15 protein-coding genes, 1 pseudogene and 1 riboswitch are annotated in these 19,339 nt (G+C 62.9%); of the genes and pseudogenes, 9 read left to right on the top strand and 7 right to left on the bottom strand.

Going from position 1 to position 19,339, the window contains the following annotated elements:
• The first annotated feature begins 22 nt into the window (after positions 1-22).
• Together K3G64_RS05145 and K3G64_RS05140 are read left to right on the top strand one after the other, a co-directional pair.
• Positions 23-178 carry a hypothetical protein gene (locus tag K3G64_RS05145; RefSeq protein WP_238889445.1) on the top strand — a complete coding sequence of 52 codons (156 nt, stop codon included), beginning with the start codon at positions 23-25 and terminating at the stop codon, positions 176-178.
• 531 nt (positions 179-709) lie between these two features.
• A complete protein-coding gene (locus K3G64_RS05140; RefSeq protein WP_370647103.1) occupies positions 710-1,147 on the top strand; it encodes a hypothetical protein in 438 nt (145 codons plus the stop codon).
• Between the two features lie 9 nt (positions 1,148-1,156).
• Here K3G64_RS05140 and K3G64_RS05135 read toward each other — a convergent pair whose 3' ends face one another.
• Positions 1,157-2,815, bottom strand: coding sequence for a DUF7937 domain-containing protein (locus K3G64_RS05135; protein WP_238889441.1), 1,659 nt, complete (start codon positions 2,813-2,815; stop codon positions 1,157-1,159).
• Between the two features lie 129 nt (positions 2,816-2,944).
• Between K3G64_RS05135 and K3G64_RS05130 the strand changes: the two genes are divergently transcribed.
• A complete protein-coding gene (locus K3G64_RS05130) occupies positions 2,945-3,838 on the top strand; it encodes a hypothetical protein (protein WP_238889439.1) in 894 nt (297 codons plus the stop codon).
• Here K3G64_RS05130 and K3G64_RS05125 read toward each other — a convergent pair.
• On the bottom strand, positions 3,825-4,352 hold the full coding sequence (locus K3G64_RS05125) for a hypothetical protein (RefSeq protein WP_238889437.1): 528 nt from the start codon (positions 4,350-4,352) through the stop codon (positions 3,825-3,827). The genes K3G64_RS05130 and K3G64_RS05125 overlap by 14 nt on opposite strands.
• A 643-nt stretch (positions 4,353-4,995) precedes the next feature.
• Here K3G64_RS05125 and K3G64_RS05120 point away from each other — a divergent pair.
• The 3 genes from K3G64_RS05120 to K3G64_RS05110 are packed head-to-tail and all read left to right on the top strand — an operon-like array spanning position 4,996 to position 14,246.
• On the top strand, positions 4,996-8,436 hold the full coding sequence (locus K3G64_RS05120) for a DEAD/DEAH box helicase (protein WP_238889435.1): 3,441 nt from the start codon (positions 4,996-4,998) through the stop codon (positions 8,434-8,436).
• Positions 8,433-10,415, top strand: a complete 1,983-nt coding sequence (locus K3G64_RS05115) for an AAA family ATPase (protein ID WP_238889433.1) — start codon at positions 8,433-8,435, stop codon at positions 10,413-10,415. The genes K3G64_RS05120 and K3G64_RS05115 overlap by 4 nt, the downstream gene beginning before the upstream one ends.
• Positions 10,416-10,442: 27 nt before the next feature.
• Positions 10,443-14,246, top strand: coding sequence for an ATP-dependent DNA helicase (locus K3G64_RS05110; RefSeq protein WP_238889431.1), 3,804 nt, complete (start codon positions 10,443-10,445; stop codon positions 14,244-14,246).
• Between the two features lie 33 nt (positions 14,247-14,279).
• Here K3G64_RS05110 and K3G64_RS05105 read toward each other — a convergent pair.
• The 4 genes and pseudogenes from K3G64_RS05105 to K3G64_RS05090 form a co-directional block, all read right to left on the bottom strand.
• Positions 14,280-14,537 (bottom strand): annotated as a pseudogene (locus K3G64_RS05105) (DNA cytosine methyltransferase); the annotation flags it as partial.
• 416 nt (positions 14,538-14,953) lie between these two features.
• Positions 14,954-15,520, bottom strand: a complete 567-nt coding sequence (locus tag K3G64_RS05100) for a TolC family protein (RefSeq protein WP_238889429.1) — start codon at positions 15,518-15,520, stop codon at positions 14,954-14,956.
• Positions 15,521-15,612: 92 nt separating this feature from the next.
• Positions 15,613-16,254 carry a vWA domain-containing protein gene (locus K3G64_RS05095; protein WP_238889427.1) on the bottom strand — a complete coding sequence of 214 codons (642 nt, stop codon included), beginning with the start codon at positions 16,252-16,254 and terminating at the stop codon, positions 15,613-15,615.
• 15 nt (positions 16,255-16,269) lie between these two features.
• Positions 16,270-16,644: a hypothetical protein gene (locus K3G64_RS05090; protein ID WP_238889425.1), complete on the bottom strand. Its 375-nt coding sequence runs from the start codon at positions 16,642-16,644 to the stop codon at positions 16,270-16,272.
• 241 nt (positions 16,645-16,885) lie between these two features.
• Here K3G64_RS05090 and K3G64_RS05085 point away from each other — a divergent pair, with 241 nt between their 5' ends.
• Positions 16,886-17,776 carry a hypothetical protein gene (locus tag K3G64_RS05085; protein WP_238889423.1) on the top strand — a complete coding sequence of 297 codons (891 nt, stop codon included), beginning with the start codon at positions 16,886-16,888 and terminating at the stop codon, positions 17,774-17,776.
• Positions 17,777-17,943: 167 nt separating this feature from the next.
• On the opposite strand, the gene K3G64_RS05080 is transcribed toward K3G64_RS05085, so the two are convergent.
• Positions 17,944-18,516, bottom strand: a complete 573-nt coding sequence (locus tag K3G64_RS05080) for a hypothetical protein (protein ID WP_238889422.1) — start codon at positions 18,514-18,516, stop codon at positions 17,944-17,946.
• 65 nt (positions 18,517-18,581) lie between these two features.
• A riboswitch (SAM riboswitch) is annotated at positions 18,582-18,693 on the bottom strand.
• A gap of 85 nt (positions 18,694-18,778) precedes the next feature.
• On the opposite strand from K3G64_RS05080, the gene K3G64_RS05075 reads away from it, so the two are divergent.
• Positions 18,779-19,078 (top strand): hypothetical protein, encoded by a 300-nt coding sequence (locus K3G64_RS05075; protein ID WP_238889420.1) that lies wholly within the window; start codon positions 18,779-18,781, stop codon positions 19,076-19,078.
• Entirely contained in the window at positions 19,079-19,288 is a 210-nt protein-coding gene (locus K3G64_RS05070) for a hypothetical protein (protein ID WP_238889419.1), read from the top strand.
• Positions 19,289-19,339 lie beyond the last annotated feature (51 nt).

Here is a 19,339-nt window from a genome sequence, read left to right as displayed (position 1 = left end):
CGCCTAGCCGATCGGAGCCACCATGATCATCCTCGGTGTCATTCTTCTCATCATCGGATACTTCACCAGCCTGTCGATCCTGTACACCATCGGGGCGATCCTCATCGTCGTCGGCGTCGTGCTGTGGATACTCGGCGCGGTCGGTCGCCCCGTCGGCGGTCGAAAAGTCTGGTTTTAGCGCTGACGGTTCAGGTCGTCGGTTGTCCATTTGCGTTGCGGCAGTGGCCGCACCAGCGCCGGGTTGGCTGTACGACCCCTACCGCGTCGTGCTCGGCCCGGTGCTCATCCACACAAACGTGAACGTCGGCGCTATGTCGCAGACCGTAGCCGGCCGTCCAAGTTGGCAGGAGTCACATTGTTAGCTGGGGCTTGACATGGGTCACTACCAGAGCCGTCGGCGCTACCGGTCGTAGGCGCGCGGAGTTCCTATCCTGGCTCCGTGAACTGTGCTTTTGCGGCTGGGTCGGGCATGGCGATGGATCCTCCTGACCAGGCACCGATTTTGCTAGGGGCTCGGGCGTGTCGGTAGTGTGCGGCTCCGATGGGAAGGCACACATTAGCTAGAACGCGGCAACGGTCGCGTTTGTCAGTGGCAGCGGGCGTCGTCTCTGCAGCCTCGTTGTTTGTCGTCGGCGCGGACAGTTCTCCGCACACCGACGATGTCGCGGCGCCGAAGCCGCCGAGTCCGCCGCCGGTAGCGGTGCAGCCGATGGCTCATGTGCAGGCTCCGCCCGCCCCGCCGCCCGTCCTGCCCCGCGGCGTCGCGCAGGAGAACGGACTCCAGGTCAAAACCATCTTGGCGGCCCGCTCGGTCAGCGCGGCGTTCCCCGAGATTCTCGACATCGGCGGCGTCCGCTCCGATCCCCTGAAATGGCATCCACACGGGTTGGCGATCGACGTGATGATCCCGAACTCCCGCTCGGCGGCGGGGATAGCGCTCGGAGACAGTGTCGTCGCGTATGTCTTGGAGAATGCGGAGCGCTTCGGACTGGATCACGTCATCTGGCGGCAGACCATCTACCGGCCCGGCGGCTCGAGTAGCACGATGTCGAACCGCGGCGGGGACACCGCGAACCATTACGACCATGTCCACGTCGCTACCGACGGCGGCGGATATCCGCGGGAAGGTCAGACCTACCTCCGCTGATCAGCGCACCTAGTCGGTCGGCGCATCCGGGATCTGAGATGTCGTGTCCGACGGCGGGTTTCGGCGCTGGATTCGGAGCGCAGTGGTGGGCGCGGAGACCTGCACGGTCGGTGGCGCCTCGAGCACCGTCGTCGAATCCTCTTTCAGCCGAACGATTCTCGGAACACCCGACGGCCGCGGTGTACCAACCGTGGGTGTCGCGGCGGTCGTCGGCTCGGGCTCGGGAGCCGGTGGTGCCGACGCCGCACGAGGTTCACGCCGGCGCGCCAACAAACCCGCCAGCGGGCCGGTGAACAGCATGGCGACCAGCACGGCGAGGCTCAGCGAGCAGATCACCACATCGAAGGTGCTGGTGATCTGCTGGGCGAGGTTGTTGCCGTAGATGGCCTCGGTCGGCGGCTCGGCGTAGCGCGGCGCGAGCGCAACGCCGATGGCCAGGTTCGCGACCGTGAACACGAACAGCAACCCGCTGAACGCGGCGACGACGGTCGTGGCCACCTCGCCCTTGACCAGTTGGCGGTGTAGCCAGCGCGCGATGAAACCGGTGAACAGGTTGAACACCATCATCGCGACGCTGTCGTAGAGGGCGCGGGGCAGGTCAAGGGACAACGCGATCAAATAGTCGACGACGCGCAGTGCGGCCGCGGCGAACGCCCAGAACGCGATGAGCGTCAGGCATTTCTGTGCGGCGGAGCGGTAGGCGCCGATGGTCGGCGGTTTGATCAGGAAGACGGCGTAGAGCGTCGTCGGGGCGACGATCGCGGCGGCGGCCGCCCAGAACAGGTAGCCCTCGTAGCCGACGGCGGCCGTCGAGGTGTTCTGAGCGATGCCGTGAAAGGCGTCAATGTCGCGGCCGACCGGAAAGACCCACACCAGCGTGGCGGCCAGCGCGGCGGAGCCGCCCAGCGCGGTGGTGGCCAGTCGGGCGGCGGCGGACTTCTCGATGAGCCAACGCGACGCGATGACCAACGCGATCAGCGCCACCGCGCCGTAGAGCAGCGTGGTGATGATGACAGCGGCGTCCTGGCCGTCGAAGTCCACCTCGGTGACGAACAGGTAGCGCAGCCGCCAGTACAGGTTCCACCCGACCGACAGCGTCGCCAGCGCGATCGACACCGCGCCCAGCGCCCGGGCGATCGCGTACCAGCGTCGAAACCTGTTGTGTTCGATGGTGATACTGGTGACCGGCGGCTGCGCGGCGAGCAGCGTTCCGCCGATGCCCAGGAGCAGGCCGGGACCGACGCCCGGCGGCGCGTAACCGGTCCCGCCGTCGCGGAGGGTCTCGAGCAGGTGGTAGCCGAGGAAGCCGAGCGCGACGACCACATACGGGACGCTGAGCAGTAGTCGGGCCCGGCTGGTGCGGCGGACGTCGGCTTCGGGGGACTCCAGCCGGAACGGGCCGACGTGCGGCGCGAGCGCGGCGCCGAGCGCGAGCAGCGTCACGACGGCGACGAGCAACCAGATCGAGCCGTCGCTGCCGGGAACGCCGAGGCCGAAGTCGAGATTCCACGGCAGGAGCAGCGCGAGGACCAGCAGGGCGGCCGCGATGCCGTCGCGCACGGTGTTGGTGCGGGCGGGGAGGTAGCCGACGCGCGGCGATCGGGCGCCGGCGGGCGCGCCGGTCTGGGCCACCTGGGCGGTGGGCGCGTCGTAACGCTGGTCGCTCACGTAGCGATTCCTTCCTGAGTGACGCCGCGAGGTGTTGCACCTCAGCGTGCTCACTTTTGGTTGTGGACACAAGCAGCGCGGCTCGTGACGCTAGCGTGGAATGGTCGTGGTGAGGCAAGGAGTGGGTCGGTGGACGTAGTCCTCGGGGTGGCAGTCACCGGACGGGTGGCGCGCCTGGCGATGGTCGGCGCGCCGGCGACGGGCGGCGAGGTTTTCGACCAGTACGCACTGGACCTGCCCGATGACGGGGTGACCGACCTGGCCGACACGATTGTCGGCACCTATCGCGCGGTGGCCGAGTCGGGCAACCGGGTGGCCGCGACACGGCTGTGCCTGCCCGACGCGTCGCACGCCGAGACGCTGCGCCAGACGGTGCTGAGCGCCGGCGTGCAAAACGTGGAAGTGGTGGCGGGGACCGAGGCGGCCGCGGCGCTTGCCCGCAGTGCCGGTGCGGACGCTGCCTTGCTGTTGTCCGACGATGACACAGTGTCGCTGACGGTGGTCGGCGCGGACTCCGGAGAGGACGGAGAGTCGACGTCGGTGCTGGCGTCGGTGCCGATCGGCGCGGCGGGCGCGGCCGTGGCGTGTGCGGCGGTGCTGCAGCAGGTGCCTGAATCGGAAATCCATCGAATCATGCTGGTCGGTCAGCGGTCGGACCTCGATTCGCTTGCGGCCGAACTGAGTTCGACGGCGCCAGTGGAGGTGGCGCCGGATGCGGGCTTCGCGGTGGCGCGGGGTGCGGCGCAGACGGTTCATGGTGGTGAGTTCCTGGCGGGTGCGGCGACGATGATGGCGCCCGCTGCGGCCGACGCGACTCAGATGGCCCCGGCGGCGGCGGACGCGACGATGATGGCGCCCGCGGCCGCGGACGCGACGCAGATGGCGCCCGCGACCGGCGACTCGGCGGCGGTCGGGCCGCAGCTGGCGTACTCGCAGGAAGATCCGGACTACTACGAGTTGCCCTTGGACTCTATCGAGGAGTTCGTCCCCGAGCAGGAGGACGAGGCGCCTACACGGAGATGATCGCGCCGCCGCCGCCGCGGACGGTGCTGATGGGCAGCGCATTGGCGTTCGTGGTGATGAGCTTCGCGGCGCTGGCGGTGACGGTCGCAGTGGCGATTCGGCCGGCGAGCGACGTGAGCGCGCAGCCGGCGCCGGCGGTGCAGCAGGCGGAGCCGGTGCCGGGGCGGTATCTGCCGCAGGTGCCGCACGAGCCGGATCCGCTGGCGTTGCCGGTGGCGGTGGTGTCGCCGCAGCCGGAGGTGCCGCGGCCGAGTGTGAGGACGAATCGGGGGCCGGTGGTGAACAACGTACCGGTGGCGCCGGTGCCGCAGGTGCCCGTGCCGGGGCCGCCGCCGGTTCCGGGGGTGCCGGTGCCGGTTCCGCCGGTGGTTCCGTTGCCGACGTTGAGCCCGTGGCCGACGCCGACGTGGCCGTTCCCGACGACGACACCGACGACGACGACAACGACCACGGCGCCGCCGACCACGACGACCACGACAGCTCCGCCGACGACTACCACGGCGCCGCCGACCACGACAACGGCGCCGCCGGAGCCGGAACCGGAGCCAGAGCCGGAACCTCAAGCGCCCGCGTACACGCCACCGCCAGCGCCGGCTGACGCGCCGCCTGCTGTTGCGCCCGAGCCGGTGGCGCCTGCGCCCGCGCCGGTTGCCCCGCAACCGGTTGCTCCGGTGGTTCCGGACGCGCCTTCGAATGGGGGCGGATCCGGAAGCGGTGGAGGCTCCGTCGAGTTGCCCGCAACGACGGTGATCGAGTCGCCTTAGACTAGGCCGCGACTGTGTAACTCTTTCTCGATTGTTCTGGTGATCCATGAACCGCGGCGTTTGTAGCCCCAGAGCTCCAAAAATTCTCTCACGTCAATGTCGCGAGGTTTCTTCTGCTTAACCGACTTCAAGAACTGCTATCGGCGATCGGGATGCGCTTGCTCACTCAGATTGTCCGGGTGTTCGGTCACAGAATCTCCCTGCCAGGCCATCATCTCGTGTCAATCGATACCCCAGTTTCCATAGCGTGTCGGTCTGCTCAAGTACTGACCGGACGGAGGAAGCACGCCTCGTTAGCGGGCAACTCCGCTACGTGCAGGCGAGGCGGCGGATACCACTCCCGTCGACGGAATCGTCCTTTTCTGTCGCTAAAGTGTTGAAGATTTTCGTAGAGTGGCTAGGGAGATCCAAGGGGCTAGGGGTTTGTTTGGTGGCACGTTCTTCTTCAAGCTGCGCGGAGCCGGTGGCGGTATGACGTCAGACGACATTTCGGGCGCAGCACTCTCTTTCGGTTATCACCCGGACGCGGCGGTGTCATTGGAATCGATCTTGAGACGGGGGACGTTCGCGCGTGCACTGGCCGTCGATGTATCGGTCAGAGCAGCATTTGCGGGTATCGAAAGTTGCCGCATTCTATGGCGGCCAGAGGTTGAGCTGCCTGCTGGCCTGTACTGGTTCGAAGGTGCGGAGGCGGGTTCGTTAATCGTGCATGTTGGCGGCGGTGAGCCGCCAGGTGGAGCTATCGTCGTGGACGCGGATGATCTTTCTCCCGGCGACCCCCTTAACGCCGCATTGGCGTGGTCCGAGCAGTTCTGGGCAGCGGCTGACGAGGTACCCGCGCCACGATTCTCGATCAACGAGCATGTCGTCACGAGCCCGGGCGACGCGGACGCAATCGTAGTAGATCAGAAGTTCTTGACCGGCCACTGGTCGTACACGGTTCTCGTCGACGGACGCCGTCAGGAGATCCTCGAGACGGGGCTCAAGCCGCGCCCACCTCTCGATGATCCTCGGACGTGGGTCACAGGTGAGCCGACACCAGCAAGTCGGTTCGGTGCGACTCTCACCCGAGCGAAGCTGAGGGGTAAATTCGCCGATACGTTGTTCTCCTTCCGTGCAACGAGGACGACTTTTCGCCCATATCAGTTCAAGCCAGTCCTCAAGCTCCTGGAGACCGGCAAAGCTCGACTTCTGATAGCGGATGAAGTTGGGCTCGGCAAAACGATTGAGGCCGGGTTGATTTGGACTGAGCTCGAGGCTCGTCAAGAAGCCGACCATGTTCTGGTGATCTGTCCGTCGAACCTTGTTGCCAAATGGACAGAGGAGATGGCCGATCGTTTCGACTTTGAGCTGACTGAACTCGATGCCAGTCGGTTGACTGACTTCCTTCATCGGCATCGCCAAAACCGGCTTCCCCGCAGAATGGCCTATATATGCAGCCTCGAGCGGCTCCGCGGTTGGAATGGGCTCGACGAGATGCGCGATATCCCACCGGCTTTCGACCTCATAATTGTGGACGAAGCGCACTCGATGCGAAACCAAGCCACGAAGAGCTATGCGTTAGGCACGGAGTTATCAGAGTGGGCAGATAACCTTGTGTTTCTAACGGCAACTCCGATCAACCTGCATCAGAGCGACTTGCTGCACTTGCTCGAGCTGCTTGCTCCCGAGGACTACAGCGACCTTCGCGATCTCGAACTCCGATTAGAGCCGAACCGTGTGATCAACGCGGTCGCGGCCAAGATCGCTCGCGGGGAGACAGACGGTGCAAAGCTGATTGCTGAACTCGGGCAGCTGGAAAAGATGACCCTCGGTGCCGCATTGATGCAACGTCCAGATTTCATTCTGCTACGTAAATTACTCGGCAAGACGCGTCTCGAGCCAAGAGATCTCGTGAAAGCCAGGAGGATGCTGTCCGAACTGAACACGCTTTCTACGGTCATTACGCGGACCAAGAAGGTCGAAGTCGATGAGCGCAAGGCTAAACGTACTGAAATTCGTCGGCAGATCGAGTGGACTGAGCAGGAAAAGTACTTCTACGACGAGTACGTCGAGTGGTGCCGACAGCGAGCCCTTGAAATGAACGCCCCGTCAGGGTTCGCAATGCAAATGCCGCTTCGGCTCGCGAGCGCATGTCTGCCGATGGCGCGGCGCGCAGTGTTGGACCCGACCTTTAGCAGAATTTCAGACGAGGACAGCGACGAGTCAGTGGGTCGGCTTGAACCCCATCATGATCTGATGGAAGCCGCGCGTCGTTTGCCCGAGGGACTCGACACGAAATTCGATTCGTTGCACCAGGTCCTCAGTGAACTAAACTCGCAAGGCCGGCGAGCTTTGGTTTTCACTTTCTCCCGTCCTACCATTTCCTACCTGTCGGAGCGCCTCGGAAGGGACTTCAAGGTCGAAGTTCTGCACGGCGGTGTCAGCCGGGAAGAACGACGGCGCATCATAGCCGAATTTCGAGCTGGGGCCTACGATTTTGTCCTCGCCAATCGGGTTGCCAGCGAGGGGCTGGATTTCGAGTTCTGTTCCGCAGTCGTGAATTACGACCTTCCTTGGAATCCGATGGAGATCGAGCAGCGTATCGGTCGCATCGACCGAATCGGTCAACCGGAGGAAGTCCTACTCATCGCCAACTTCGTCAATGAGTACACCATCGACGAACGAATTCTGGGACGCCTTCTCGACCGAATAGAGATCTTTGAGTCTTCGATCGGAGCGTTGGAACCGATCATCTCCGCCATCGCCCCGATGGCGCGCGAGGCGGCGTTCGACTTCAACCTCAGCAGGGAGCAGCGCGAACAGAAGCTCTACGAGGTGCTCATGGCGATCGAGGAGCAACGAGCAGGGCTTGAAGATATCGCCGATGCCGCAAGCACCCTCATGGTCGGCAACGATGTTGATGTCGCCGGCCTTGAGGAAGAGTTGGTCCGTACCGGACGGTACGTCGGCCAATATGAACTTGCACTACTCGTCCACGACTGGGCGAAAATCGAGGACGCCCCCGGAGTCATGTCGACGGACGACAGCCGGATTGTCGAGCTGTATGGCAACCGAAAGATGGGTATCCGCGTCGACGAGCTCGCCGTATCCGCCAAGCGGACACGAGCAGAAACGGGTCACTATTCGGCGTTACTTCGCAACGAGATGCCGATATCTCTGGTGCTCGACCAGGAGCTCGCCCGCACGGGCGGCGGCATGCTGCTGACTGCGACGAGTCCGCTAACGATGGCGGCGGTGTCCGTTCCGATTCACCGAGAGGCCCGATTCGCATCACTGCGTGTCGCCGCGCGGACTGAAATTGTCGGACCCGGAATTTATGTTGTGGTTCTCGCGAAGGCTGCGTCAGGGGGGTTTGGTGGCGATGAGATCTGGGGAGCGGCAGTGACACGAGACGGGCGACACGCCGAAGAGGGCCCGGCCAACGCTCTGCTGGCCGCCCTGGCTGAAGGACAGCTTGAAGACGCCGCCCTGCCAGACATTGAACAGGTGGCGACACTAGCCGACCGTGCGCTCGATCAACTCGATTTCCAGCATGCGCGGGTCAAAGTCGAGCGAGACCAAGAGTTCGATGCTCTTCAAGAAGCTCGACGAGCGACTCTCGGAGAACAACATCGACGGAAGGTCGAGACGATCCAAAAACGCATCGACACGGCGACCAGCCGGGGCAGAGACAGCAGGACGATGGGATTGTTTCACAGCCAGATGCGCAGAGCAGAAGAAAAGTTCGTGCGACTGACCAACGAGTTGTCGAACCGACCTCGCCCTGAGATCCACCTTGAGCACCTCGCAGCGTGTGTTGTCGAATTCGTACCAGCGGGCGAAGAATCATGAAGCAGCGTGACAATGATCTTGAGCTCCAGGATGAGCGCACTGCTGAGAAGCGATACGGCGAGCAGTTGTTCAAAGACGCCCGCGACCAGCCGGTACCCTACTCCTTCACAGGGAAGAAGGTGCCGGACCCACCGAAGGTACCGGACGGGCGTCTTGTCGGCCGGGTTGCCCTGACGAAGCCGGACCGGGTGCTGACCGGCGCGCGCAACGACTTCTATATCGCCGAAAAGCACGCAACGGTCGACGGCGTCGAGGTCTACAGTTGGACTGCTCCCATCGCGTGTTGTTTCTTCAGACGAAACCATCAGCACACCTCAAAGAACGGCCTCGGTGACCTTTGTCGTGACGTCGCTGTCGTGCGGTCGTTCAGTCACGTCAACGGACGGATCGACGGGTTCGTCGACGACCAGCTGCGAGACGATGCACCTACGCCGGCATTCCAGAAGCGAGGCTTGTCGATCCCTGCACCTCCTAGTGGTAAGCCGAAAGTGCCGAGTCATCCGACCGCGGGAAAAAGTCCCTCGGTTACTCATACGAAGGACGCCGCGACCGACCAGGTTCCGGAGGCAGAAGCGACGGGGGCGTCTGCGCTGTCACAGGGGATCGACGACGGTACTGGGATAAGAGCAGAAGGGCTGCTGCGAGAACAACTCAGGTCCCCGCGCGGTAAGGGGCTTAGTTCTGTCCTGTCGACGCTTCAACCCGACCAATACGATCTCGTCACGCTGCCGGCAAGCGAAAGCACGGTCATCGAAGGGCAGCCGGGAACCGGTAAGACGATCGTCGCGTCTCATCGTGCAGCCTACTTAGTGAATGACAACACCCCACGTGGACGACGTGCGACCGGAGCAGTTCTGGTAATCGGACCAACGGCAAGCTATTCACGCCATATCAGTGACATCGTCGTCAGACTCGGGAATGGCGAGGGGAAGATCATCGTCCGTTCGATGCCACAGTTGATGCAGGAGATTCTGAATCTCCGCAACGAGCCGACAGGACCGGCTTCCAACGTGTGGTTCGATGCAGATTCGATGTTAGGGAGGCTTTCTCGGCTAGCGATTAACTTGAGCCAGCAGAGTACTGGCAAGTCGCCTACCCGAGAGGCGGTTTATGAGTGTTTGCGTCTGAACAAGGCCGGCGGGCGTCTCTTAACCGCAAAGACTGATTGGTCTGCATATCTGCGGGGACTTCCTTCCTACAAGAAGGCGCTCGGGTTGCGGGCGCATAGGCCACTGCTCGCATTCATCGAATGGGAGCTTGCGCGGCCGGTAGATCTCAGGCAGGTCAGTCACGTGATTGTCGACGAGGCGCAAGACATGACGGCCCTCGAGTGGTGCCTGTTGCACTCAATCAATAGGGATTACTCAAGTAATAGGGCCAATGCTTGGACAATCCTCGGTGATCTGAACCAACGGCGATCGGATCACACACTGTCCAGTTGGCACGACGTCTTTGACGAACTGGATCTGGATCCAGATACGAAAATAAGGCACCTCGCGCGTTCATATCGTTCCACTAAGCCCATTCTTGACTTCGCCAACAAGCTCTTGCCGCGAAAACAACGAAGCTCTCAGGCGTTTCAGTATGAGGGTCCCAATCCTCAGCTAAGGAAGGTGAGAGATAAGGAGCTCGGATCCGCAGTCAGCGGCGAGGTCAAACGTCTAATCGGGGAGTACGCCTTCGGGACTGTAGCGGTTATCACGGTCGCGCCGGAGCCAATCACGAAGTCGCTACGCAAAGTCGGATGGACGGCAAAGAGCCTGGATATGAGGCTGTGGGAGATGGATGGCGCAGAAGTCGCTGTATTACAGCCTGGTTCCGCTCGTGGCCTCGAGTTTGATGCCGTCGTTGTTGTAGAGCCAGCCGATTTTCCAACGAATTATGGACGAAAAGGCCCGCTATACACGGCTCTGACCCGCGCGAATCGTGAACTCGCCGTGGTGCATTCAAAGCCGCTTCCGCGCGAGCTGAAGCGCTAGTTTCAGCAACCCATTGATTGGAGGCCCATGAGCGGCATCATGCATCTGTCAATGCGAGTGCCATGGCGGGATAGACCATGGGACGCCGCAATCTGCGATGATCCTCTGAGTAACTCTTCATGCACACTATTGGCGAATGTAGGCCCGAATCGGGATGATGCTTATGAGCAAGAGAACTCTTCGGCAACCACCGATACCTTAGATACGAATCGCTTGCCCTGTCTGAGCGAGCGCGGCATGTTCATGTCGCCCATCGGCTACACCGTGACGAAGACCCATCCCTTCGCCTGGCACAGGTCCCTAAAGGACTCGTTGCGCCCGACTAAAGTATCGCTGCCGGGGTATGCGTTCGAATCCATTCCGTTCCGTTGGCTCAACCGCGGATCGCTCAATGAAGAAGTCGGCTTCGCCCGAGTCCCGGCATACAACCCCACAGCCGAGGATCATGTCGACGAAGTACTCGGCTTCCGGGACGGTGCGTCGTGGGTAATGGACGGAGAAAATCAACGCGCGGTAATGGATGAGTTCTTCGCACCTGTCGTCCCGGGCGAGTCACTTGTCTTCGTGTATCTCAAGCACTCACCACTGCAGGAAGCCCGCACGGACCGGCTCCTCGTCGGGGCGGCCGCGGTGAGCGGCATTCAACCGCCGCCAATGTGGAATCAGGATGGCAAACCACCATTTGACTCATGCATGTGGGAGACGATTGTTGAACATAGCCTTCGGCCTGACATGCAGGCCGGACTGCTTATTCCGTATCAAGAGCTTGTGAGCATGCTGGATCAGGGCATCGATATCGACGAGGCGCTCGCCTGGGCACCGGAGGGCCGCAACCTCGAGTTTAGTTACGTAACAGAACATCTCACCGATGACGCTGCAATTGAAGCCCTGGCGTCCCTCAAGCGTGCGGCGGAAGGTGCGCGCGGTCTCGGCTTAGATGTACCAGACTCGGCGCTCACGTGGCTTACGAATCAGACCGAGCGGCTCTGGCAACTACGTGGACCGGTGCCTGGTCTAGCGTCAATATTGGCGTTCCTCCGCGTCGAACAGCCCTACGTCGCGCATAGGGTGCTGATGAACGCGGTCGACGAATCCGCACCGTGGGGCGCGCTGCGCTCAATGCTGGACAATGAGAAACCCATTCCCGAGCCGCTACGCCCCTACCTCACAGTCACAACTCAGAAAATTTGGCGGAAGCTCGGCAGCGACAGGCAGGCTGTCTTACAATTACTTTCGGCATTCGACATCTCCGCCCAGCAAGTCGAGATGCTGATGGCAGGGGCCACAGAACCAGAGTGCGCACCGGGCGAGCTGCTTGCAAATCCCTACTTCGCGAGCACGTGCACCTATGGCATGGAACTCCATGTTCCATTCTTATCCATCGATCGAGCGCTCTTCCCGCCAACACATGTGAAATGGTCACCGGCGCTGCCCAACGAGATCCAGATCGACGATCACCTAGACCGTCGGCGGGTCGAGGCGCTCCTGACAGATGTGCTCGAACGCCAGGGACTTCAAGGTGACACGGTGCTGCCAGAGCATGAGGCGATCGACGCGGCTAACGGTTACGAACTGAGCCGGCCACCTTACTTGGCGCATATGGTGCTCGCGGCGCTTGATCTTGACCATGATGCCCTCGTTGATCAGGAAGAGTGGTCGCCCATCACTGGTGTCGCACTGGCCGATGGCGCGCCCGCGCTCAAACTAACGCGTTATGTCGAGACGGCAGACATGATTCGGAGCTGGATCCGAGGCCAGCAAGCGAAGCCACCCCTCGGCCGCCTCAGTGACGCACGCGAAGTATTGGACAAAGCCCTAAAGCGTAATCAGTACGTTGATACGGAGAGCACCGGACTCGATGAGCTTGAGGAGCGTGCGCGAACGGAGAAGGCCGCAGGGCTCGACGAGCTCCACGATTCACCGCTGTCGGTTTTGATTGGGCCAGCAGGTACCGGAAAGACAACCCTGCTGCGGGCGCTCGTGGAGTACCCGGGCGTCGGTGATGGAGGGGTGTTGCTCTTAGCGCCGACGGGCAAGGCGCGAGTCCAACTGGAGACCAAGGTTGGCCTTCCGGCGAAGACCCTTGCCAGCTACCTTGCTCCGACGAATCGGTACGACGGCGCCACTGGTCGCTACCTCGTGTGGGGTGATCAACAACCGCGTAAAAGCCACGGCCTCGTCGTTATCGATGAGGCTTCGATGCTCACAGAGGAGATGTTGGCTGCCACGCTCGACGCGTTCAGCGGAGTTGGACGCATTGTCCTCGTTGGTGATCCGCGACAGCTTCCTCCTATTGGCGCCGGCCGCCCGTTTGTAGACCTTGTCGAGGTCGTGCGGCCCGACGCCTTCGGGAACTGGTTTCGTGTCGGCCCAGGTTATGTCGAATTGCAGGTGACGCGAAGGCAGTTGCCCGAGGGCGGCTACGGCACTCGCCACGATCTCGAGTTGGCAGCCTGGTTCGGTGGTGGGACTCGCGGCGCAGGCGATGAACTCATCTGGTCTGAACTCGCGCACGAACCGAACCGTCCAACCCTTCGTTACCTGCGATGGGGTGACGCGAATGTCATCCAGGCACTTACAGAGGCTCTGGCCGAGGAGCTACCGATGGGCGACCACGATAAGCCCGACTGGGCCTTCGCGCTCACCTACGGCGCCACGCTGAACGGGCCATACCTCAACTGGGAACCGGGCGCGGGCAAGCGTGCAGAGCACTGGCAGATCCTCTCGCCCACGCGATCGCGTGCATTCGGCACGGTTGAACTTAACCGACATATAAAGCGTACCTATCGGGTTAACGACACCGAGTTCGGTCAGCGTACTGCGAAGGCCAATATCCCCAAACCTATTGGGCCAGAGTTGATTGTCCGCGGCGACAAGGTCATGCAAACCGAGAACAGGAAGCAGAAGGCATACCCGTCACAGGGCGCGATGAACTATGTCGCAAATGGTGAGATTGGTGTAGCGATCGGCCGGGTCGTGCCAGCTCACAAGTGCAAAAAAGGCAACTTGTCGCTTAAGGTCGAGTTCTCTTCGCAGCCCGGCTTCGAATACAGTTACTGGCCGTCAGTTAACGACGATCCGCCTCTTGAACTTGCCTGGGCTGTAACGGTTCACAAGTCGCAGGGCTCTGAATTTGGCACAACCTTTCTTGTTCTTCCGGTGCGGGCCAACGTCTCTCGAGAATTGATGTACACCGCACTGACACGGCAGAAGGATCGGGTCGTCATCCTGCACGAGGGAACTCTCGCAGACCTTCGCGACCTCTCTGAATCTTGGCGCTCCGAAACAGCCCGTCGACTCACCGATCTGTTCGCGGTGCCGAATCCCGTGTCTCTAGAGCTGCGGGGGGTGCGTCGCAGATACGAACGGCGCCTAATGCACGTATCAGCGAATGGCACTCCGATGGCGAGCAAGAACGAAGTCATCATTGCGGCACTACTCGATCGTTTGGTGCCCGGTGAGTGGAGCTACGAAGAGCCGTTTCGCGGCAGCGACGGCAGAGAGGTGCTTCCGGACTTCACAATTAATTCGGGCAGCGGGCGAAAAGTGTTGTGGGAGCACGCGGGAATGCTTGATCGGCCAGACTACGCGGCGAAGTGGGAACTGAAGAAGGCTTGGTACGCGGACAACGGTGTGTTGCCGCACGACGACGCGAATGCCGGCAACACAGTGCTTATGTGGACCGACGATCTTAAGGGAGCGAACGCTCAAGCCTGGTTGGACTTCGCGTCGGAAGTGCTCGGCGTACAGGCGTCGGAGGCCGCACCGGCCGACGGCAGTCCTGCTAAGCGTCGTGTCGTAAAGAAGTCATCCCCCAAAATCACAAGGTGAGGATCACGAGTCCTGCAGTGACGGAGCCGAATCCTAAAGATGGTCGGCGATGTGTCGAGCGATAGCCTTGGCCAGTCCGGTAGGCACAGCGTTGCCAATCTGCCTGGCGATCTCAATCTTGGGACCACACCAGAGGTAGTCTTCGGGGAAGTCCTGCAGCAGCGACGCCTCTAGGTGCGTGATCGGTCTGTTTACGCGATGTTTCCCGGCGGCGTCCCATTGCGGATGTAGGTACGCTCCCTTTTCGGGTTTGAAGAATTCCGTCCTGATCGTATGAGATGGCTTAGACCATTGGCCTTCGAACGGTCGCCGCCTCGTCCGCGCTCGCCGGACGGATAGTTGTGGAGGCGTTCCAGCGTTCGGGAGTCGCAGCGACTGGCGATGATTCGGCGTAGTTCGCGGTCCGCCAGGAGGTCAACGCCGGCGAGCTCGACGAGAAGTCGAAACACTTCTTCATCCGTGAGGCGAAGGGTGCTTCGCGGGGCTTTCTCGTATTCGGCGGCAGCGACTATCCACTCGATCGAGCGTCCGCGGCTGTCGCTCGAGAAGCGCGAGAGCGCATTGCGCGCCTCCCTTGGCGTCAGGGTTCGTTCGAGAAATCGGACCATGCGCTGGTGGTCACGCGGGCTGACGAAACCCGGGTAGGGATTATCGGTTTGCACTTGACCTCTAAAGACTCGAGCGTTCGATACCCGCCAGGAGTCGCATCACCGCGACGCTGATGGCCTTGATCCCTTCCGGGGCCCGCTGGAAGAGAAGACATCGTTCGCTGACCGCCACTTCTCGGTCTTTACGGTGCCCGGCTTAGACTTCGTGGCCTTGGACGGCGGCGTGGTAGACCCGGCCTGGGCCCTCTGAGGTGTCGCCGACTTGCTTGATCTCGCCGTCTGAAGGCGGTGCAACGTCAACCGCTGATTGTTGATCTTCTTCTTGTGCGTCTCGATCGTGTCCTTCGAAAGCTCCAATTGATAGGTGAGTTGATCAAGCTGTCGCTTCAAGTGCGCAACTTCGCTTTGCAGCTTGGCGTTGCTGTCCTCGAGTTGGGCGCGGTGTACTTCGACGCGGCGCGCGGCCTTCTTCCACCACTTCGCCTCGAACTGGGGAAGCACCTCCTGACAACGCCGGCACACCTTGCTCGGCCGAGCAGGCCCTTCCCACTGGGGATCGTCGTAGTCATGCCCGCATAACGCTGTCGCCCGCCGGTTCCTCAAGTAGTCCCAATGGTGCGCCGCACTTGATGCTCTATCGCGCACAAAATAGAACGGGGGCTCCATTCCGCGACTATAAAAGTTTGCCCGTGCGCGAAGTGGCGCTTTAGCGCGAATACCGAAGGGAGTCTGAGAAGATTCCCCCGACGCGCTGACCGCTAACCGTCCGCGAGGTCGGCCCGTTGCTCGCCGGAGTAACCGTCCATGACGGCGGCAGGGTCCTGCATTCTGGCCGCGCGGTGCCGGCTGATGTTGGCCGAGGTTGCGGCCATGACATCGCGGGCTTTACCCCTGCCGTAGGTGACCGACTTGTCGCGCTGCACGCCCAGGCGTGCCCCGACTTCGATGGCGTCCTGGTCGGCGCCCATGTAGAGAAACTCCCAGCCGTGCTTGGTCTGCTGCTCGACCAGGCTCTTGATCGCCGGGTGCGTCCACTCGCGGCTCGAGTTCTCCTGGCCGTCGGTCATGATCGCCACAATCACCGTGCCCGGGCGCTCGGACTCCGGCGTCGCGTCGAGCTGTGCGGCCGTATCGGTGATGAGCTTGCCCATCGCGTCCAGCAGTGCCGTGGCGCCCCGCGGCTGCAGGTTCAGCGCCGGAACCTCGCCGACGGGGACCCGGTGGTAGACGAGCTCGTACTCGGTGTCGAACTGGGCCAGTGTCGCGGCGCAGTCACCGGGCGCCTTGCGTTGTTCATCGACGAACGCGGCGAATCCGCCTTCGACGTCGGACTTGATGGACTGCATCGACCCCGAACGGTCGAGCAGGAACACGAGCAGGGTGCGATCGGGGTTCGACATGGGAGGTCCTCTCACTCAGGTGGTCGGTCGGCGGCGTTTGAACTGCATGGGTTTCGCGTCGGGCGTCGGTGCAGGCGGTGGTGCGTTCCCGGTCTCCTTGTCGTAGCGGGCGCGTATGACGCCTCTGGCGTTGACCCGACCATCGGCGGCGTAGCCGCCCAGCTTCGTGGTGGTGGCCAGCCGCGGGCCGATCGCGTTCTCGGTCAGCCCGACCTTGTCCGCTGCCGCGCGAAGGGACAGCTCGGCGTCGACGACGGCGTCAGCCAGCGTCTCGTCGATGAGCCGGCCGAGGTCGTCGAGCACGGCCCGAAGATGCGTGAGCGCGGTTGCCGGATCGGCTTTTTCGGCGCGGGCGAGCTCGGATCGGATCCGTGCGTATCGGTTGGGCACACGTCACGGTACCGCATAAACTGCGGATACGCAATAACTGCGGCTTCGCATTATCTGCGTCCGGGCGGTCGCGGTGCCTCGCCCGCGTTGGAACTGGTCACGTGCTCCCCCCGATCAGTTGAACCCCGGTGACCGCATTATGCGGGTGACCACCGACAGCTATGCCGCGGCCGGCTGATCATCGCGGCGGCGGCCAACTGTCACCAACGCCCGCTACCGTGGTCCGCGGGAGGGAACGAGTATGGCCGAGGGGACGGCGGAGAGCGCGCACGGTGCAATCAGGCCGAAGGACGTCTTCGCGCGATCCAACATGCCGTCCCACTGGGAGCGGTTGACCAACGTCGCGCCCAAGACAGCCGCGGATCGGAAGTATGTCGCGTTCGTGGCCGCTCGGTACCGGGGTGACCTACGGCTGCCGCGGCCCGACGAGGTCGATCCGCCTGATGAAATCCACACGCGGCAAAGAACACAAGTAAGCGGGTGGTGCGCGGCCGCGGCGGCAGCCGTATTCGCGGTCATCGGCGCCGCCTCGGAAGTGTCCGCCTTCACGGTGACAGGCGTCGCGCTCTTCCTGATCGTTGTCGGCGGCGTCGCGGTCGTGTATCTCTCGACGCAAGACGCGGTCAACGACTTCCACGCCTACAGGGCCCTCTGCGAGCGAGCTGAGTCACGACTGCACGTCGATCCGATGGACTCTGAGGACACGTCGACCGCCAACACGATGATCACCTGCGACGAGGGCACGCTCGCCTACTGCGCGGCCAAGATCGCGTCCGAGATCGAACAGATCCCGCTCTGGGCCTCCTCGCGGCTCTACATCGTGCCGATCGATCTGCGCGACGAACTCGCCGAGATCGGTGCCAGCGCACGGCAGATCGCCGAGGACCGCCAGGCCTTGGCGGCGCTGGAAAGCAGTCGCCTTCGCGACGACGCCGATATCCGGTCAACCGTCGCCGAGGACCGGCAGCAGATGACCGAAGCCCTCGGTGATCTGGCGGCCCGCGTGCACGCTCTCGCCGACTACCGGGACGAGGCGCAGCGGTTGAGCGTGGCGGCCCGGCGCGACACCACCGCGCTCAACCGTGCCGTCCGACGCGCCGCCGATCAGGAGGCCGCCAAACGGCTGCGATGAACCGACACGGCGATGGAGGGGAACTTGTCGCCGTCGGAAACGTTCGATGCGGTCATTCATCGCCCAGCCCGCGAAGACCTTCCGCGACGCCCAGCCCTGGCGGAAAGCGATGCCCGCGGGGCACTGTGACCGTTGCTCGGCAAGATGAAGGGGTATGGGTGCCGGGTTCAGATCGGCGGTAGCGGCCAGGACCCGCCGAAGAGCCGAGTGAAAGCGTCTTCGGATGCGTCTCGTCCCGGCGGCCACTGTTCCTGCCATCTTCGCAGCGGAATATCGGCGAGTGGGTCGAAGCGACTCGCCAACCGGGCGTACTCGCGACTGTGCCAACCCCTCAGGCCATCACGGCTCCGGACAAACTCGACGAGTCTGTCGATCTGCTCCCGTTGCGCCTCCTCGGTGCTGCTGAGCGCGACGCCGACGCCGTTCATCAGGCTATGCCTGCCCAGGGCGAAGGGTCGGAACCCCCAACGCGATCCGATCCGGTCGTTGATGGTGCGGCAGTCCTCACAGGCCAGCCACGCCCAGCGCGACGTGCCGCCCGCGGTGGCCCTGAAACAGATGACGCACAGATCGAATTCACGAGAAACGTCGCACCCGGCCCACTTCTGCGGTGCATCCTCGTCGACGCAGGACTGCCAGCGGCCGTACGAGGTGGACCCCGACCGCTGCAACGGTCCGATCGGACCGCGAATCTGCCCACAGGGGATATGAACCGACAGCTGCGTAACGCGTTCTCGCACCGCGTCATCCGCGGCACTATTAGACCTGTTCATCACTCACCGTCCCGGCGACGCTGCACCCGAACGTCCACCGCTTGCACCCCGATGGTGCCGGCTCTTCCCCTGGGGCACCGTGCGATGGTGGCGCGGTTGCCGGGACGACGGGCCAGGTACCCGAACAGTCGTCCGCTCGAGAGCTGTGTGCAGGCTACTTCTGCGGGCTGACATCGGCTCAAATCTCTCTGCGGCCTGGCTGTCGGTGCGGCGAGCTAACCTGCCAGCCATGACGAACGAGAGTCCCGCCTGCGGCCGATGCGGATCGACCGCGCTGCACCACAAGGTCCACGGAATGCCCACCCCAGAGTTGTTCGAGGAAGCAGACCGCCGGCCGGACCTCGCACTGGGCGGGTGCTGCGTGATGCCGGGCGACTGGACCACCGAGTGCGTGACGTGCGGTCAGCGCAAAACCATTGGCCGAAATGACGATTCCACGTGGACGACGACGACCCGCCCGGACACCGCCAGCCTCGTCACCGCGTCACTGAAAGAGGCTGTGTCTGAACTCGCCGGGCCGACCAAATGAGTGCAGGCGGCCACAACGGCCCACGACGAGAACGGGTTCGAGGCCGCCGCCGTCACAGCCTTGGTGATGACGACGGGCGCCCCGCAGTTCGTCGAGCGCACCATCCACCGCGTCGAGGTCACCTTCGACCGACCGCATGCCGTCGTCGTGGTCGCCCGCGGCGGTCCCTGGGAGGGGATGCCGCTGTTTCACTGCTGGGTCACGCCGTAGGGAACTGCCGGTAAAGCTCTCCTACACCTTGAAATGCGTGCGCCGCGCAAA

It is taken from the genome of Mycobacterium sp. IDR2000157661 (genome assembly GCF_022317005.1).
Classification (GTDB): domain Bacteria; phylum Actinomycetota; class Actinomycetes; order Mycobacteriales; family Mycobacteriaceae; genus Mycobacterium.
This window is presented reverse-complemented; position numbering and strand designations above follow the sequence as displayed.

Bases quoted from the DNA above. Each gene is read 5' to 3' on its own strand.
- K3G64_RS05145 (WP_238889445.1), top strand. From the start codon at position 23: ATGATCATCCTCGGTGTCATTCTTCTCATCATCGGATACTTCACCAGC.
- K3G64_RS05140 (WP_370647103.1), top strand. From the start codon at position 710: ATGGCTCATGTGCAGGCTCCGCCCGCCCCGCCGCCCGTCCTGCCCCGC.
- K3G64_RS05115 (WP_238889433.1), top strand. From the start codon at position 8,433: ATGAAGCAGCGTGACAATGATCTTGAGCTCCAGGATGAGCGCACTGCT.
- K3G64_RS05110 (WP_238889431.1), top strand. From the start codon at position 10,443: ATGAGCGGCATCATGCATCTGTCAATGCGAGTGCCATGGCGGGATAGA.
- K3G64_RS05100 (WP_238889429.1), bottom strand. From the start codon at position 15,520: ATGGAGCCCCCGTTCTATTTTGTGCGCGATAGAGCATCAAGTGCGGCG.
- K3G64_RS05095 (WP_238889427.1), bottom strand. From the start codon at position 16,254: ATGTCGAACCCCGATCGCACCCTGCTCGTGTTCCTGCTCGACCGTTCG.
- K3G64_RS05085 (WP_238889423.1), top strand. From the start codon at position 16,886: ATGGCCGAGGGGACGGCGGAGAGCGCGCACGGTGCAATCAGGCCGAAG.
- K3G64_RS05075 (WP_238889420.1), top strand. From the start codon at position 18,779: ATGACGAACGAGAGTCCCGCCTGCGGCCGATGCGGATCGACCGCGCTG.